The organism is Allorhizobium pseudoryzae (assembly GCF_011046245.1).
Taxonomy (GTDB): domain Bacteria; phylum Pseudomonadota; class Alphaproteobacteria; order Rhizobiales; family Rhizobiaceae; genus Neorhizobium; species Neorhizobium pseudoryzae.
Map to the genome: position 1 here is coordinate 3,342,388 of NZ_CP049241.1, position 15,327 is coordinate 3,357,714.

The 15,327-nt window shown below is 62.2% G+C and carries 14 protein-coding genes; 2 read left to right on the forward strand and 12 right to left on the reverse strand.

The window, feature by feature from the left end:
- Nucleotides 1-22 precede the first annotated feature (22 nt).
- On the forward strand, nucleotides 23-1,099 hold the full coding sequence (locus G6N78_RS16265) for an ISAs1 family transposase (protein WP_165214274.1): 1,077 nt from the start codon (nucleotides 23-25) through the stop codon (nucleotides 1,097-1,099).
- Between the two features lie 244 nt (nucleotides 1,100-1,343).
- Nucleotides 1,344-1,952 carry a DUF2026 family protein gene (locus tag G6N78_RS16270; protein ID WP_165220282.1) on the forward strand — a complete coding sequence of 203 codons (609 nt, stop codon included), beginning with the start codon at nucleotides 1,344-1,346 and terminating at the stop codon, nucleotides 1,950-1,952.
- 181 nt (nucleotides 1,953-2,133) lie between these two features.
- On the opposite strand, the gene G6N78_RS16275 is transcribed toward G6N78_RS16270, so the two are convergent.
- From G6N78_RS16275 to G6N78_RS16330, 12 genes are all read right to left on the reverse strand, one after another.
- Complete coding sequence (locus tag G6N78_RS16275) at nucleotides 2,134-2,817, reverse strand: ABC transporter ATP-binding protein (protein WP_165220284.1); 684 nt, start codon at nucleotides 2,815-2,817, stop codon at nucleotides 2,134-2,136.
- A 15-nt stretch (nucleotides 2,818-2,832) separates the two neighbouring features.
- Nucleotides 2,833-4,140: a lipoprotein-releasing ABC transporter permease subunit gene (locus G6N78_RS16280; RefSeq protein ID WP_165220286.1), complete on the reverse strand. Its 1,308-nt coding sequence runs from the start codon at nucleotides 4,138-4,140 to the stop codon at nucleotides 2,833-2,835.
- A 103-nt stretch (nucleotides 4,141-4,243) separates the two neighbouring features.
- The gene (gene proS / locus G6N78_RS16285; protein WP_165220288.1) at nucleotides 4,244-5,566 is read right to left on the reverse strand and encodes a proline--tRNA ligase; all 1,323 of its coding nucleotides are present in this window, start codon (nucleotides 5,564-5,566) and stop codon (nucleotides 4,244-4,246) included.
- A 505-nt stretch (nucleotides 5,567-6,071) separates the two neighbouring features.
- Nucleotides 6,072-6,341, reverse strand: coding sequence for a DUF1467 family protein (locus G6N78_RS16290; protein ID WP_370691452.1), 270 nt, complete (start codon nucleotides 6,339-6,341; stop codon nucleotides 6,072-6,074).
- A 77-nt stretch (nucleotides 6,342-6,418) separates the two neighbouring features.
- Entirely contained in the window at nucleotides 6,419-6,823 is a 405-nt protein-coding gene (mce, locus tag G6N78_RS16295; RefSeq protein ID WP_165220292.1) for a methylmalonyl-CoA epimerase, read from the reverse strand.
- A 72-nt stretch (nucleotides 6,824-6,895) separates the two neighbouring features.
- Complete coding sequence (locus G6N78_RS16300) at nucleotides 6,896-8,563, reverse strand: ribonuclease J (protein WP_165220294.1); 1,668 nt, start codon at nucleotides 8,561-8,563, stop codon at nucleotides 6,896-6,898.
- An 18-nt stretch (nucleotides 8,564-8,581) separates the two neighbouring features.
- Nucleotides 8,582-9,343 (reverse strand): biotin--[acetyl-CoA-carboxylase] ligase, encoded by a 762-nt coding sequence (locus G6N78_RS16305; RefSeq protein ID WP_165220296.1) that lies wholly within the window; start codon nucleotides 9,341-9,343, stop codon nucleotides 8,582-8,584.
- The gene (nuoN, locus tag G6N78_RS16310; protein ID WP_165220298.1) at nucleotides 9,343-10,785 is read right to left on the reverse strand and encodes an NADH-quinone oxidoreductase subunit NuoN; all 1,443 of its coding nucleotides are present in this window, start codon (nucleotides 10,783-10,785) and stop codon (nucleotides 9,343-9,345) included. The genes G6N78_RS16305 and nuoN overlap by 1 nt, the downstream gene beginning before the upstream one ends.
- An 18-nt stretch (nucleotides 10,786-10,803) precedes the next feature.
- On the reverse strand, nucleotides 10,804-12,315 hold the full coding sequence (locus G6N78_RS16315; protein WP_165220300.1) for an NADH-quinone oxidoreductase subunit M: 1,512 nt from the start codon (nucleotides 12,313-12,315) through the stop codon (nucleotides 10,804-10,806).
- Nucleotides 12,315-14,315 carry an NADH-quinone oxidoreductase subunit L gene (nuoL, locus tag G6N78_RS16320; protein WP_165220302.1) on the reverse strand — a complete coding sequence of 667 codons (2,001 nt, stop codon included), beginning with the start codon at nucleotides 14,313-14,315 and terminating at the stop codon, nucleotides 12,315-12,317. The genes G6N78_RS16315 and nuoL overlap by 1 nt, the downstream gene beginning before the upstream one ends.
- A 7-nt stretch (nucleotides 14,316-14,322) precedes the next feature.
- On the reverse strand, nucleotides 14,323-14,631 hold the full coding sequence (nuoK, locus tag G6N78_RS16325) for an NADH-quinone oxidoreductase subunit NuoK (RefSeq protein ID WP_165220304.1): 309 nt from the start codon (nucleotides 14,629-14,631) through the stop codon (nucleotides 14,323-14,325).
- A 24-nt stretch (nucleotides 14,632-14,655) separates the two neighbouring features.
- Nucleotides 14,656-15,270: an NADH-quinone oxidoreductase subunit J gene (locus G6N78_RS16330; protein ID WP_165220306.1), complete on the reverse strand. Its 615-nt coding sequence runs from the start codon at nucleotides 15,268-15,270 to the stop codon at nucleotides 14,656-14,658.
- Nucleotides 15,271-15,327 lie beyond the last annotated feature (57 nt).

Sequence of the window (15,327 nt, forward strand, 5' to 3'; positions counted from 1 at the left end):
TCCATCGCTGATGGAGGTTGTGATGGAAGGCTTTGCTTCGCTTTTTGGTTCGGTTCCAGACCCGCGGGCCGCCAATGTGCGTTACCCTTTGAACTCGGTCTTGTTCATCGGTCTGGCGGCGGTGCTGTGTGGCGCCGAGAGTTGTCAGGATATGGCCGACTTTGGCCTGTCCAAGCACAAGCTGCTCAAGACCGTCATGCCGCTGCCGTACGGGATTCCGAGCCATGATGTTTTCTCGAATGTTTTCAGGCACCTGGATCCGGTTGCCTTCGAGGAGGTGTTCGCCAGGTTCGCAGCCGCCTTCGCCCAGTCGATCTCCGGCGTCATCGCCATCGACGGCAAGGCGGTGCGCGGCGCCTACAAGCGCGGCGACAAGGCGACGCCGCTGCATCTGGTCAATATCTGGGCCGCCGACAACCGCATGGTCATCGGCCAGCAGCTTGCGCCAAACCGCAACGAGGTCAAGGGCGTGCTCGACGCGCTCGCCTGCCTGTCGCTTGAGGGCTGCATGGTCACCGCCGACGCGCTGCATTGCCGCGCCGACACGGCCAAAGCGATCCTGGCGACCGGTGCCGATTATGCGCTGGCGCTGAAGAGCAACCAGCCGGGACTGCTCAAGCAGGCCGGACATCTCATGGAGGCGGCTGACGATCCCGACCGTGCCGAAACCACGGATCCCAGGCTGCATGACCGGACCGAAACCCGCCGTGCAAGCATCGTCGAGGCGGACGGCATGGACTTCCCCGGCATCAAGGCGGTGGCCCGGCTGGAAAGCATCAGGATCGAGCCGGATGGCCGGCAAACCAGTCATATCCGGCACTTCCTGCTCTCCAGGCAGGTCTCCGCCACAGCCTTCCTGAAGATCGCCAGGGCGCACTGGACGATCGAGAACCAACTGCATTGGGTTCTCGATGTGGCCTTCTGCGAGGATGCGGCACGAAACCGCAAGGACCATGGGCCGCAAAACCTCTCGACACTCAGAAAACTCGCCCTCAACCTGATCCGCCAGCATCCCGACAAGGCATCCATAAGGCGCAAGATCAAGAAGGCCGGATGGGACGATGACTTCCTCATCTCCATGATCGCTCATATGCGATAGCCCTGCCACCTGTGGGGGAGATGCCCGGCAGGGCAGAGGGGGGCTGGCGGGGGATGCGCCACGTTGCACATCCACGCGCATCCTTCGGCATGCGCCAAGGGTGATCTCCTGCCTCCTTGCCGCCCTCATGCTGCTGGTGCATGCGGAAAAGCCGGCCTGACATGCACATTCCGGCTCCGGCGTTTACATCCGCCCTCGCCTCGCCTACTGGAACGCGACACACCAGAGGGAAAAAGGCAGGACCATGCTGATCAAGCAGAGCGATTATCACCGGATCTACAAGGTCATCAACAGCCTGCTTCTGGCGCAGAATGCCGATCCGGCCACCGCTTCGATGTATTTCGCAAGCTTCGGCGCGTTTATCCTGAAGCAACATTTCAAGCTGACCGCCGTGCCGAAGGGCGGGCTCGCCGCCTATCATCTCGATGGCACGCGGGTGCTGTTTGCCGATCACCGCGAGGACGGGTCCGTCTCCGGAGCAGGCGAGAATTTTCACTGCTGGGTGGAGGCGGAGGGCTTTGCGCTCGATTTCATGGCCCCGGCCTTTGCCGATGCGGTGAAGGCAGCACCCGTTGCCTCGCGGATGTTCCAGAAGCCGCTCTCGGCGATGGTGGGCTCGATCAACGAACTCACCGCGTCCGGAGACTTCTTCTACCGGTCGGAACCGGAGGCGATGGCGCGGCGGTTTGCCGACTGGAAGGCGCATGGCATGATCGGCGATCTCGCCGCCATTGCCAGCCAGTGGTTCCGCCCCGCGCCCAAAAAGATGCAGGCGGCCCTCAGCGTCAGCGACCAGAGCGGGGCAAAACGGGCCATTCCGCTCACCGGGCATGCGCTGGTGGGGAGCTGGTAGGCGAAAGCTGAGGCGGTCGGATACAGGGGTGAGGCGTCCCTCATCCGCCCTTCGGGCATCGACCGGGGTCGAGCCACGCGTCTCGAATGGCCGTTTCGACCAATCGTTCGAAGCAAAGCGGCAAGAGCCCCTCATCCGCCCTTCGGGCACCTTCTCCCCACGGGGAGAAGGGTAAGAAACCTCAGAAATCGCGGATCTGGCCGCCTTCGATCGTCACGCGGCGGTCCATGCGGGCGGCGAGATCGTGGTTGTGGGTGGCGATCAGCGCGGCAAGGCCGGACTGGCGCACCAAAGCTTCCAGCGCATCGAAGACATAGGATGCGGTTTCCGGGTCGAGGTTGCCGGTCGGCTCGTCCGCCAGAAGCAGGAGCGGCGCATTGGCGACGGCGCGGGCGATCGCGACGCGCTGCTGCTCGCCCCCCGAAAGCTCCGACGGGCGGTGTTCGGCGCGGTGGCCGATGCGCATATAATCGAGCAGCTGGGCGGCGCGTTCGGCCGCTTCCTTCTTCGGCAGGCCGGCGATCAGCTGCGGCATCATGATGTTTTCGAGCGCCGAAAATTCCGGCAGCAGATGGTGGAACTGATAGACGAAGCCGATATCGCCGCGGCGGATCGCCGTGCGCCGCTCGTCCGGCAGATTGCCGCAGGCCTCGCCATTGATGAAGATCTCGCCGGAATCGGGATGTTCGAGCAGGCCGGCCAGGTGCAGCAGCGTCGATTTGCCGGTGCCGGAGGGGGCGACGAGCGCGACGATCTCGCCGGAATGCAGCTCGAAATCGGCCGCCTTCAGGATCGACAGCACGGTGTCTCCCTGGCCGTAATGTCGGTCGATACCGGTGAGCTTCAGGACGGTTTTACGGGGCATGAGCGGATCGCGATCCTATTCGTAACGCAGCGCCTGCACCGGATCGAGCCGCGAGGCCCGCCAGGCAGGAAAGATGGTGGCGATGAACGACAGCGTGAGCGCCATCACGACGACGGAGACGGTTTCGCTGACGCTCATTTCCGCCGGAAGCTGGCTGAGGAAATAGAGTTCCGGATCAAACAGCACCGTGCCCGAGACCCAGGAGAAGAACTGGCGGATCGATTCGATGTTGAGGCAGACGATGACACCGAGCAACACGCCGGCCACCGTGCCGACGATGCCGATCGCGGCCCCCGTCATGAAGAAGATGCGCATGATGGCCCGCGAGGAGGCCCCCATGGTGCGCAGGATCGCGATATCGCTTCCCTTGTCCTTCACCAGCATGATGAGGCCGGAAATGATGTTGAGCGCGGCGACCAGCACGATCAGCGTCAGGATCATGAACATCACGTTACGCTCCACCTGCAGGGCGGAGAAGAAGGTCTGGTTGCGCTGGCGCCAGTCGCTGATGAAGATCTGCCGGCCGGCGGCCTCCTCCACCTTCGGACGCAGGGTATCGATGTCATCCGGATTGGTGACGAAGAGCTCGATCGACTGGACGATGCCATCGGCGTTGAAATAGGCCTGGGCTTCCGCAAGCGGCATGTAGATGATCGAGGCGTCATATTCCGACATGCCGATCTCGAAGATGCCGGAGACCTGGTAGGATTTGACGCGTGGCGTCGTGCCCATCGGCGTCACATCACCTTCCGGCGAGACGAGCGTGATGCGGTCGCCGGCGCCGATGCCGAGCGAGGCGGCGAGCCTCGAGCCGACCAGCACGCCGTCGCCGGTGGCAAAGCCGGTCAGATCACCGGAGCGGATATTGCCGGAGACTTCCTTCAGCTTTTCGAGATCCTCGGTGCGGATGCCGCGTACCAGCGCGCCGGAGCCGGCGCCCTGCTTGCCGGACGCAAGCGTCTGCCCTTCGACCAGCGGCAGGGCCATGGTGACACCCGGCACGGCGGAAAACTTCTGGGCGAGTTGCGCATAATCGGTGAGCGGCTGATCGACCGGCTGGACGATCATGTGGCCGTTGATGCCGAGGATGCGGGAGATGAGCTCGGTGCGGAAACCGTTCATGACGGCCATGACGATGATGAGGGTGGCAACCCCCAGCATGATGCCGACAAAGGAGAAGCCGGCGATGACGGAGATGAAGGTCTCGCGCCGGCGCGAGCGCAGGTAACGCCAGGCCACCATCCGCTCGAAGGCCGAGAAGGCACCGGCGGAGGGAATGTCATCCTGCTGTTTGACCGGCTTTTCCGCAGCGCCCTTTGCCATCTCGTCTCCTGTCACTGCCGCATTCTACGGCTCATTGTCTCATCCCGGCCTTGCCTCAGGCTCGTCTGCGACGAACCCGAAGCGCCCCGCCGGGACGGTGTCCTCAGGCGGTCAGGCGGTTCAGCGCCGCCTCGACCGTCATGGTCTCGCGGGCGCCCGTCTTGCGGTCCTTGACCTCGACCTCGCCGGTGGCGGCCGAACGCGGGCCGACAATCAGCTGGACCGGCACGCCGATCAGGTCGGCGGTCGCGAACTTCGTTCCGGCGCGGTCGTCGGTGTCATCGTAAAGCACGTCCATTCCGGCATTCGTGAGGCCGGTATAGAGGCTGTCGCAGACCCGGTCACAGGCTTCGTCACCCGCCTTCATGGTGATGACCATGGCATCGAAGGGCGCAACCGAGGCTGGCCAGATGATTCCATTCTCGTCATGCGAGGCTTCGATGATGGCGGGAACAAGGCGCGTCGGGCCGATGCCGTAGGAACCCATGTGGACAAGGTGCTCCTTGCCGTCCGGTCCCTGCACCTTGGCGCCCATCGGTTCGGAATATTTCGTGCCGAAATAGAAGATGTGGCCGACTTCGATGCCGCGCGCCGACAGGCGATCGCCTTCCGGAATGGCGGCAAAGGCGGCCTCGTCGTGCATTTCGGACGTCGCGGCATAGGCCGAGGTCCATGTGTCGAAGATCGCCTGCAGGCCGGCCACGTCATCAAAATCCGTATCGACGGAGGGGATTTCGAAATTCACGAAGTCTTTATGGGAAAAGACTTCCGACTCACCGGTGTCGGCCAGAATGATGAACTCGTGGCTGTGGTTGCCGCCGATCGGGCCGGTATCGGCGCGCATCGGGATGGCCCGCACGCCGAGCCGCGCGAAGGTGCGAAGGTAAGCGACGAACATCTTGTTATAGGAATGCAGCGCGCCTTCCTTCGTAAGGTCGAAGGAATAGGCGTCCTTCATCAGGAATTCGCGCGAGCGCATGGTGCCGAAGCGCGGGCGGATCTCATCACGGAACTTCAGCTGGATGTGATAGAGATTGAGCGGCAGGTTCTTGTAGGACTTGACCGAAGACCGGAAGATGTCGGTGATCATCTCCTCGTTCGTCGGGCCGTAGAGCATGGGGCGCTCCTGGCGGTCCTTGATGCGCAGCATCTCCTTGCCGTAATCATCATAACGGCCGCTTTCCTGCCAGAGTTCGGCGGACTGCAGCGTCGGCATCGACAGTTCGATGGCGCCGGCGCGGTTCTGCTCCTCGCGGACGATCGCGTTCACCTTGTCGAGCACCCGCTTGCCGAGCGGCAGCCAGGAATAGATGCCCTGGCTCTGCTGGCGGATCATGCCGGCACGCAGCATCAGGCGGTGCGAAACGATTTCCGCTTCCTTGGGGTTTTCCTTGAGGATCGGCATAAAATAGCGGGACAGACGCATCACGTTTTCCGTGGGTTGGCAGCCTTGACGCCAGGAGGCGGAGAATCGGCTGGGAAACTAACGATATTGGGGAGCTTCATAGCGGTTTCGGCGGGGGATGGGAACCCGCGGGGCGCAGCGCGCGCCAGCCTGTCCACCATGGGTGCGGCAGTCGAAACCGGGAAATGCAGCATTAGTATGACAAATGCGATGATATTTCCGTCAACAGGAAAATTTTACGGGAGTGTAGCAAAACTGCCAATTTTGATGGTGACAAAGCCCAAAGTCTGAGCTAGGTTCGGCTCATAAAAGAGGCAGGGAGTTCAAATTTCTGCCAATCGCGGTCAAGTCTTGGGAGGATCAGATCTTAGGCGCGCTCGTACGCTGCCCCGGTAACGGTTAAGGATCACGCGAAACTTTAAACAAGGCTGCAAAGCCTTGTTTTTTTTTGGTTTTCACTCTGCTGCATGAACAAGCCAAGGTACCCGCCGCACGCGGGCGCAGCGATTTACCAAGAGTACGAGGGTTATCCGAAGTCCGGCACGATGCGCGGGATGGAGGACAGGCTGAAGCCAAGCTGGATCGAGGCGAACAGCCAGGCGCCGTAGATGACGGCCGAGACCAGCGTCGTCAGCAGAAGCACGCGACCGCCGCGAAATTTCGCCGGTGCGCTTTCCACGGTTCCAAGCACCACCTCTTCCTCATCCGCTTGCGTGCGCAGGCCGATCGGCAGGATCGCAAACAGCGTAATCCACCAGATGATGAAATAGACGGCGAAGGCCGACAGAAACCACATGCGCACACACTCCTCTTGCCCGCGGCACTCTAGCGGCGGATGACCGCCTGGTGAAGGGTGTGCCGCGAGACGCGGTGTCACACCTGTTCGAGTTCGACCAACGTGCCGCAGAAATCCTTCGGATGCAGGAAGAGCACCGGCTTGCCATGCGCGCCGATCTTCGGCTCGCCATCGCCGAGCACCCGGGCACCGCCCGCTTTCAGCTGGTCGCGGGCGGCCAGAATGTCGGCCACCTCGTAGCAGATATGGTGCATGCCGCCGGAGGGGTTCTTCTCGAGGAAGGCGGCAATCGGCGAGCCCTCCCCCAAAGGTTCGAGAAGCTCGACCTTGGTGTTGTCGAGTTCGACGAAGACGACTGTGACACCATGCTCGGGCAGCGCCTGCGCCTGCGAGACGCGGGCACCCAGCGTGTCGCGATAGGTGGCGGTCGCCGCCGTCAAATCCGGCACGGCGATGGCGATGTGATTGACCCGTCCGAGCATCCGTTCTCCTCCCTCGATCGAAACGACGTGGCGGCGCTCCCCGCACCGCCTCGCACTGCCTGACGTCGCCGCCTAAACCTTGCTGACGAACACCGTCACCACCGGCTTCTTGCCCCAGGCGGCATTGGCAGCGGAGCGTACGGCGCGACGCACCGATTCCTGCAGGGCGCCCAAATCCTTGCGCCGGCTACGCGGAATGCTTTCCACCGCCCCCAGCACCGCATCATAAAGCGTATCCGCCATGTCCTCGCCCTCGTCGTCATAGTCCGGCAGACCGAAGGGCACGAGATCCGGATCGGCGAGGAAGTCGTACCGGCTGTCGAGCAGGATGTTGACCGCCACGTGGCCAACGTAGCTCAACTTCTTGCGGTCCGAAATTCCCATTTCGTCGATATCGCCGATCAGTCTGCCATCCTTGAAGATGCGGCCATGCGGCACGTCATCGATGACTTCGACCGGACCGGGCGCCAGTCGCAGCATATTGCCGTTGCGCACCTTCGGCACGGTCGGGATACCGGCGCCGAGCGCCAGTTCCGCCTGCGCTGTGAGGTGGGCCGCCTCGCCGTGAACGGGCACCAGCACCTGCGGACGGATCCACTCGTACATCTTCAGGAGTTCGTTGCGGCGCGGATGGCCGGAGACATGCACGAGCGCATGGGCATCCGTGACGATCTTGACGCCCTGTTCGATCAGGCCGTTCATGATCTCGAGGATCGCCTTTTCATTGCCCGGAATGGTGCGCGAGGAGAAGACGACGGTATCGCCGGAAGCCAGTGCCACATGGCGCATCTCATCGCGGGCGAGCTTGGCGAGAGCCGCGCGCTGTTCGCCCTGGCTGCCGGTCAGGATCACCACCACCTTGTCGCGCGGGATGTAGCCGTACTCGTCTTCGGCGATGAAGGGCTTGATGTCCTCCATGATGCCGATGTCACGCGCCACGTTGCAGACACGCTTCAGCGAGGAGCCGAGCAGCAGGACCTCACGACCGGCGGCTTCGGCGGCGAGCGCGATCGAGCGAATGCGGCCGACATTGGAGGAGAAGGTGGTGATGGCCACACGGCCCTCGGCGCTTTCTATGACCTTGCGCAGACCTTCCGAGACCTCTTCCTCGGAGGGCGAAACACCTTCGCGCATGGCGTTGGTCGAATCGCACATCAGCGCCAGCACGCCCTCGTCACCTACGGCGCGGAAGCGCGTCTCATCGGTCAGGGGGCCGAGCGAGGGTTCGGCATCGATCTTCCAGTCGCCGGTATGGACGAGATTGCCGAGCGGCGTGCGGATGACAAGCGACATCGGCTCGGGGATCGAGTGGTTGACGCCAACGGCCTCCACCTCGAAAGGACCGACCTTGATGCGATCGCCCGCCTTGAAGATGGTGATCGGGATATCGGCGCGCGAGCCTTCGTATTCGCGCTTGGCTTCCAGCATGCCGGCGGTGAACGGCGAGGCATAGACCGGCACGTTGAGACCCGGCCACAGATCGTTCAGCGCGCCGTAATGATCTTCATGCGCATGCGTGATGATGATGCCCTTCAGGCGGTCGCGCTGTTCTGCCAGAAAGCGGATGTCCGGCAGGACCAGATCGACGCCCGGAAGCTCGGGACCGGCGAACGTCACACCGCAATCCACCATGATCCACTGGCGTTGTGCGGCCGGGCCATAGCCATAGAGCGCGAGATTCATACCGATCTCGCCCACTCCGCCCAGCGGCAGAAATACCAGTTCGTCCTGTTTGGCCATTACCTACTCATTTCACTGTCAAAGGAAAAAAACATCACCGGCCGCGATCGCCATCGACGCGTGACCTGTATCGAGTATCAGAAGTCCCTGATCATCGATACCGGCAAAACGCCCATCGATCGACCGGTCGGGCAAGTTCACCCGGATTTGTCCACCGATGCCGCAGGCGGCGTTGCGCCAACGTTCGGTGATGGACGAGACCGCCCGCCCCTCGTCCCAGGCCGCCAGCACCTGCGCCATCTCGCGGTAGAGATGCGGGAAGAGCTCGTCGGGCGAAATGTGGCAGCCCTGCTCCTGCAAGGACGTGACCCCATAGGGGGCATCGTCCGGCCGATGGCCGATATTGATGCCGATGCCGATGACCACCGCACGGCGGCCATCGCTCAGCGCTTCCGACTCGAGAAGAATGCCGCAGGACTTCTTGCGGCCGATCAAAACGTCATTCGGCCACTTGATCTCGACCGCTTCCGCCGCCATGGGCAGGACCGATCGCAAGGTGGCGTGGACGGCCAACGAGACCGCGAGCGGCAGCGAACCAAGACGTTCGGGCGGGGCCGGATCAATGAGCAGAAGGGAGGCGTAGAGATTGCCGCTTTCGGAGGCCCAGGAGCGGCCGCGGCGGCCACGGCCCGCGCTCTGGCGGGCAGCGGTGACCCAGAGATTGCCCGGGTCACCCAGCCTGGCACGCGCCAGGCATTCGGTATTCGTGGAGGTCACCTCGCCCAGCGCCTCGTGGCGGAAGGCGTCGAGGGAGTAGCGCCCCCCTCGCTGGAACCCCATCAGAAGAAGGCCTTGGCAGCCGCTTCCGCGGCACTGCCGACCGGACCGCCGAACAGCACATAGGCCGTGACGAACAGACCGGAGACACCGAAGACCAGACGCAGCTCGCCGGCAATGCGGCCGAACTCACCGACCGGTGCATCGAACCACATGACCTTGATGACGCGCAGGTAGTAATAGGCACCCACGACCGAGGCGAGCACACCGATGATGGCCAGCGCATAGAGCTTGGCTTCGATCGCCGGCAGGATGACGAACCACTTGGCCCAGAAACCTGCAAACGGCGGAATGCCAGCGAGCGAGAACATCAGCGCCGTCAGCACGATCGCCATGAAAGGATTGGTGGTCGAAAGACCCGCCAGATCCTCCACGCTTTCAACGGCGCCAACTTCCTTGCGGCGCATCGACATGATGCAGGCGAAGGTGCCGAGCGTCATGACCATGTAGATCAGCATGTAAAGCGCAACGCCCGACACGCCGGACTGCGAGCCGGAGGCAAGGCCGATCAGGGCGTAACCCATGTGACCGATGGAGGAATAGGCCATCAGTCGCTTGATGTTCTTCTGGCCGATGGCGGCGAACGAACCGAGCAGCATCGAAGCAATCGAGATGAAGACGACGATCTGCTGCCAGTCGGCAAACACCGGCATGAAGGCTTCGGTGACCACGCGAACGAGGACCGCCATGGCAGCGACCTTCGGACCAGAGGCGAAGAAGGCGGTGACCGGCGTCGGTGCACCTTCGTAAACGTCCGGCGTCCACATGTGGAACGGCACGGCGGAGATCTTGAAGGCGAGACCGGCGAGGATGAAGACCAGACCGAAGACGACGCCAAGCGAACGGGTTTCGGCAGAGAGGACGGCTGCGATGTTATCGAAGCCGGTATTGCCGGTGAAGCCGTAGACCAGCGACATGCCGTAGAGCAGCATGCCGGACGAGAGCGCGCCGAGGACGAAATATTTCAGGCCGGCTTCGGTCGAGCGCAGGCTGTCGCGGTTGATCGCAGCGACCACGTAGAGCGCCAGCGACATGAGTTCGAGGCCCATGTAGACGGCGAGCAGGTCGTTGGCCGAGATCAGCAGCATCATGCCGAGCGTGGCGAGAACGAGCAGGACCGGGAATTCGAAGCGGTCGAGCTGTTCGGAGCGGGCATTGCCGACCGTCATCACCATGGCGGTGATGGAACCGACCAGCGCGATCACCTTCATGAAGCGGCTGAACGGATCGAGAATGAAGGCGCCGCCCCAGGCTTCGCCTTCAGTCGGGACAAACACGAGCCAGAGACCCGCGGCGATCATGATCGCCACGGCAAGGCCGGTGACCGTCGGAGCCGACCGGTCGCCCGAGAAAACGCCGATCATCAGGAGCGCCAGCGCACCGACCGCAAGGATCAGTTCGGGCGTCGAGATCTGCAGGCTCGCAAGCAGGATTTCAGCAGTCATGTCCAGTCGTGTCCCGTCTCAATGCACCAGCAGTGCGAGTTTCCCGGCCGCCTGCAGGGCAGCGGAGTAGTTGTTGATCAGCAGGTCTACCGAAGCCGCCGTCGCGTCGAAGACAGGAGCCGGATAGACGCCGAAGAAGATGGTCAAGGCAACCAGCGGATAGAGGATCACCTTCTCGCGGGTGCTGAGATCCAGCAGGCCCTTCAGGCTTTCCTTCTCCAGCGCACCGAAGATGACCCGGCGATAGAGCCACAGCGCATAGGAAGCCGACAGGATGACGCCGGTTGCGGCAAACAGCGCCACCCAGGTGTTGACGCGGAAGACGCCGATGATCGTCAGGAATTCGCCGACGAAACCGGAGGTACCCGGCAGGCCGACATTGGCCATGGTGAAGACCATGAAGGCGACCGCATATTTCGGCATGTTGTTGACGAGGCCGCCATAGGCCGCGATCTCGCGGGTGTGCAGCCGGTCATAGATCACGCCGACGCAGAGGAAGAGCGCGCCAGACACGATGCCGTGCGACAGCATCTGGAAGATGGCGCCCTGGATGCCCTGCTGGTTGGCCGCAAAGATGCCCATCGTGACGTAACCCATATGGGCGACGGAGGAATAGGCGATCAGCTTCTTGATGTCGTCCTGCATCATCGCGACCAGCGAGGTGTAGATGATGGCGAGAACCGACAGCGTGAAGACGAAGGGCGCAAAGTAGTCAGACGCCAGCGGGAACATGGCGAGCGAGAAGCGGATGAACCCGTAACCGCCGAGCTTCAGCATGACGCCGGCCAGGATGACGGACCCTGCCGTCGGCGCCTGAACGTGGGCATCCGGAAGCCAGGTATGGACCGGCCACATCGGCATCTTGACGGCAAACGAGGCGAAGAAGGCCAGCCATAGCCACGTCTGCATGCCCGCCGGGAAGCCGAACTTCAGGAGTTCCGTCACATCCGTCGTGCCGGCCTGCCAGTACATGGCCATGATGGCGACCATCATCAGCACCGAGCCGAGCAGCGTATACAGGAAGAACTTGTAGGATGCGTAGACGCGATCCTTGCCGCCCCAGACACCGATGATGATGAACATCGGCACCAGCGTCGCTTCGAAGAAGACGTAGAAGAGAACGATATCGAGCGACACGAAGACGCCGATCATGACCACTTCCAGAAGCAGGAAGGCGATCATGTATTCCTTCAGGCGCTTCTCGACCGATTCCCAGCTGGCGAGAACGCAGAAGGGCATCAGGAAGGTCGTCAGGATGACGAACAGCATGGAGATACCGTCGACGCCCAGATGGTAGGCGATGCCGGTGTTCATCCACTCATGCTTTTCGACCATCTGGAAGCCGGGGTTCGAATTATCGAACCCGATCCAGATGAACAGCGACACGACGAAGGTGAAGACGGTCGTCAAAAGCGAAACGTTCAGGATATTCCGGCGGCCGAAGGGGCCGTCTTCCCGCGTCAGAAGCAGGAGAACGACGCCGACGAGCGGCAGGAAGGTGACCGTTGAGAGAATCGGCCAATCGGTCATCAGAGGGAACTCCCGAGCATCATCCAGGTGACGAGGGCTGCGATGCCGATCAGCATCGCAAACGCGTAGTGATAGAGGTAGCCGGACTGCAGGCGCACGACACCGCGGGTGATGTCTGCGACGCGGGCGGCAATGCCGTTCGGGCCGTAGGCATCGATGACGGCGACGTCACCCTTTTTCCAGAGGAAGCGGCCCAGCGCCTTGGCGGACCGGACGAACAGGACATCGTACAGTTCGTCGAAGTACCACTTGTTGAGCAGGAACTGGTAGAGGATCCGGTGGTTCTCGGCGAGACGCTTCGGTGTCTGCGGCGACTTGATATACATGTACCAGGCTGTCACGAAACCGGTGAGCATCGCCACGAACGGGCTCCACTTCACCCACAGCGGAACGTGGTGGAACTCTTCGAGGATCTCGTTGTGCGGTCCGGTGAACAGCGCGCCCTTCCAGAACTCGTTGTATTCGTGGCCGAAGAAGTGACCTTCGAAGACGACACCGGCGAAGATCGCGCCGACGGTGAGGAAGGCGAGCGGCAGGAGCATGATCATCGGGCTCTCATGCACGTGGTGCATGACATCCGACGAGGCACGCGGCTTGCCGAAGAAGGTGAGGAAGGCGAGACGCCACGAATAGAAGCTCGTGAAGAGTGCTGCGACGACCAGAAGCGTGAAGGCGAAACCCGAGACCGCCGAGTGGGAGGCGAAGGAGGATTCGATGATCACGTCCTTGGAGAAGAAGCCGGCGAAACCGAACATCGTGCCCGGGATGCCGACGCCGGTCAGCGCCAGCGTGCCGATCGTCATCGCCCAGAAGGTATAGGGGATGTGCTTTCTCAGACCACCCATGTGGCGCATGTCCTGCTCGCCATCGACGGCGTGGATGACCGAGCCGGCGCCCAGGAACAGGAGAGCCTTGAAGAAGGCGTGCGTGAAAAGGTGGAAGACGGCCGCGCCATAGGCACCGACGCCAAGCGCCACGAACATGTAGCCGAGCTGCGAACAGGTCGAATAGGCGATGACGCGCTTGATGTCGTTCTGCACGAGGCCGACGGTCGCCGCGAAGAAGGCGGTGATCGCACCGATGATGGTGACGACGGTCAGCGCATCCGGCGACAGTTCAAACAGCGGCGACATGCGGGCGACGAGGAAGACGCCGGCGGTGACCATGGTTGCGGCGTGAATGAGGGCCGAGACCGGGGTCGGGCCTTCCATCGCGTCCGGCAGCCAGGTGTGCAGCAGGAACTGTGCGGACTTGCCCATGGCGCCCATGAAGAGCAGCAGGCAGACGCCGGTGATCGCATGACCCTTGTCGAGCTGCATGCCGAAGAGGTTGATGACCGCCTGGCCGGCATCGGCCGAGCCTTCCGCCGGCAGATAGGTCTGGGCGGTGGCAAAGATCGTCTCGAAGTTGATCGAGCCGAACAGCACGAAGATGCCGGAGATGCCAAGCACGAAACCGAAATCGCCGACGCGGTTGACGATGAAGGCCTTCATCGCGGCTGCCGACGCGGACGGCTTCTTGAACCAGAAACCGATCAGCAGGTACGAGGCAAGGCCCACGCCTTCCCAGCCGAAGAACATCTGCGCCAGGTTGTCGGAGGTCACCAGCATCAGCATGGCGAAGGTGAACAGCGACAGGTAGGCGAAGAAGCGCGGCCGATGCGGATCGTGGTGCATGTAGCCGATCGAATAGAGGTGAACGAGCGTCGAGACCGAGTTGACGACCACGAACATCACCGCCGTCAGCGTGTCGATGCGGAAGGCCCATTCGAAATCGAGGCCGCCGGACTGGATCCAGCGCAGCACGGTGACCTTGATCACCTCGTGGCTTTCGCTGTGGCCGAGCGCCACGTCGAAGAAGACGATCCACGACAGGATGGCGGCAATGATCATCAGGCCGCTGGTGACGTATTCGGATGCCTTGGCGCCGATCGAACGGCCGAACAGGCCGGCGACCAGGAAGCCGATCAGGGGAAGAAAGACGATAGCCTTATAGATCATGACCTGATCAGCCCTTCATCATGTTGACGTCTTCGACCGCGATGGAGCCGCGGTTACGGTAGAAGACCACCAGAATTGCAAGACCGATCGCCGCTTCCGCAGCCGCGACGGTCAGAATGAACAGCGCGAAGACCTGGCCGACGATATCGTTCAGGAAGGAGGAGAACGCGATCATGTTCAGGTTGACCGAAAGCAGGATCAGTTCGATCGACATCAGGATGATGATGACGTTCTTCCGGTTCAGGAAGATGCCGAAGACGCCGAGCGTGAAGAGGATGGCGCTGACGGTCAGGTAATGAGAAAGTCCGATTTCCATATTCGCTGTTCCTTGATCGCGCGCTCAGAGACCCTGGCCAGGCTTGACCTTGACCACTTCGACGGCGGTGGCCGGCGTGCGGGCCACCTGCTTCGAAATGTCCTGGCGCTTGATGTGCTGCCGGTGGCGGAGCGTCAGCACGATTGCGCCGATCATGGCCACGAGAAGAACGAGACCTGCCACCTGGAAGAAGTAGACGTAATTTGTATAGAGCACGTCGCCGAGTGCCGCCGTGTTGGTGCGCACCGCCGGAGACGGGATCGGCATGGTGATCGCCTTGGCGGCTTCCGGCGTGATGAAGCTGCCCCCGACGACGATGATGAGTTCGGCGGCGACGATCAGCCCGACCAGCGCGCCGATCGGCGCATACTGCAGGATGCCGGACCGAAGCTCGGCGAAGTCGATGTCGAGCATCATGACGACGAAGAGGAAGAGAACCGCGACCGCGCCGATGTAGACGACGAGCAGGATCATGGCGAGGAACTCGGCGCCCGTCAGCAGGAACAGACCGGCGGCGTTAAAGAACACCAGGATCAGGTAGAGCACGGAATGCACCGGGTTCCTGGCCGAAATGACCATGAACGCCGACGCGACCGCGACGAAGGCGAACAAATAGAAGAAAACAGCCTGCAAACCCATGGTGGTGCCTTTTCGTCTTCCCCAGTGAGGCCAAGAACCCCTCACCGTCAAAACCTG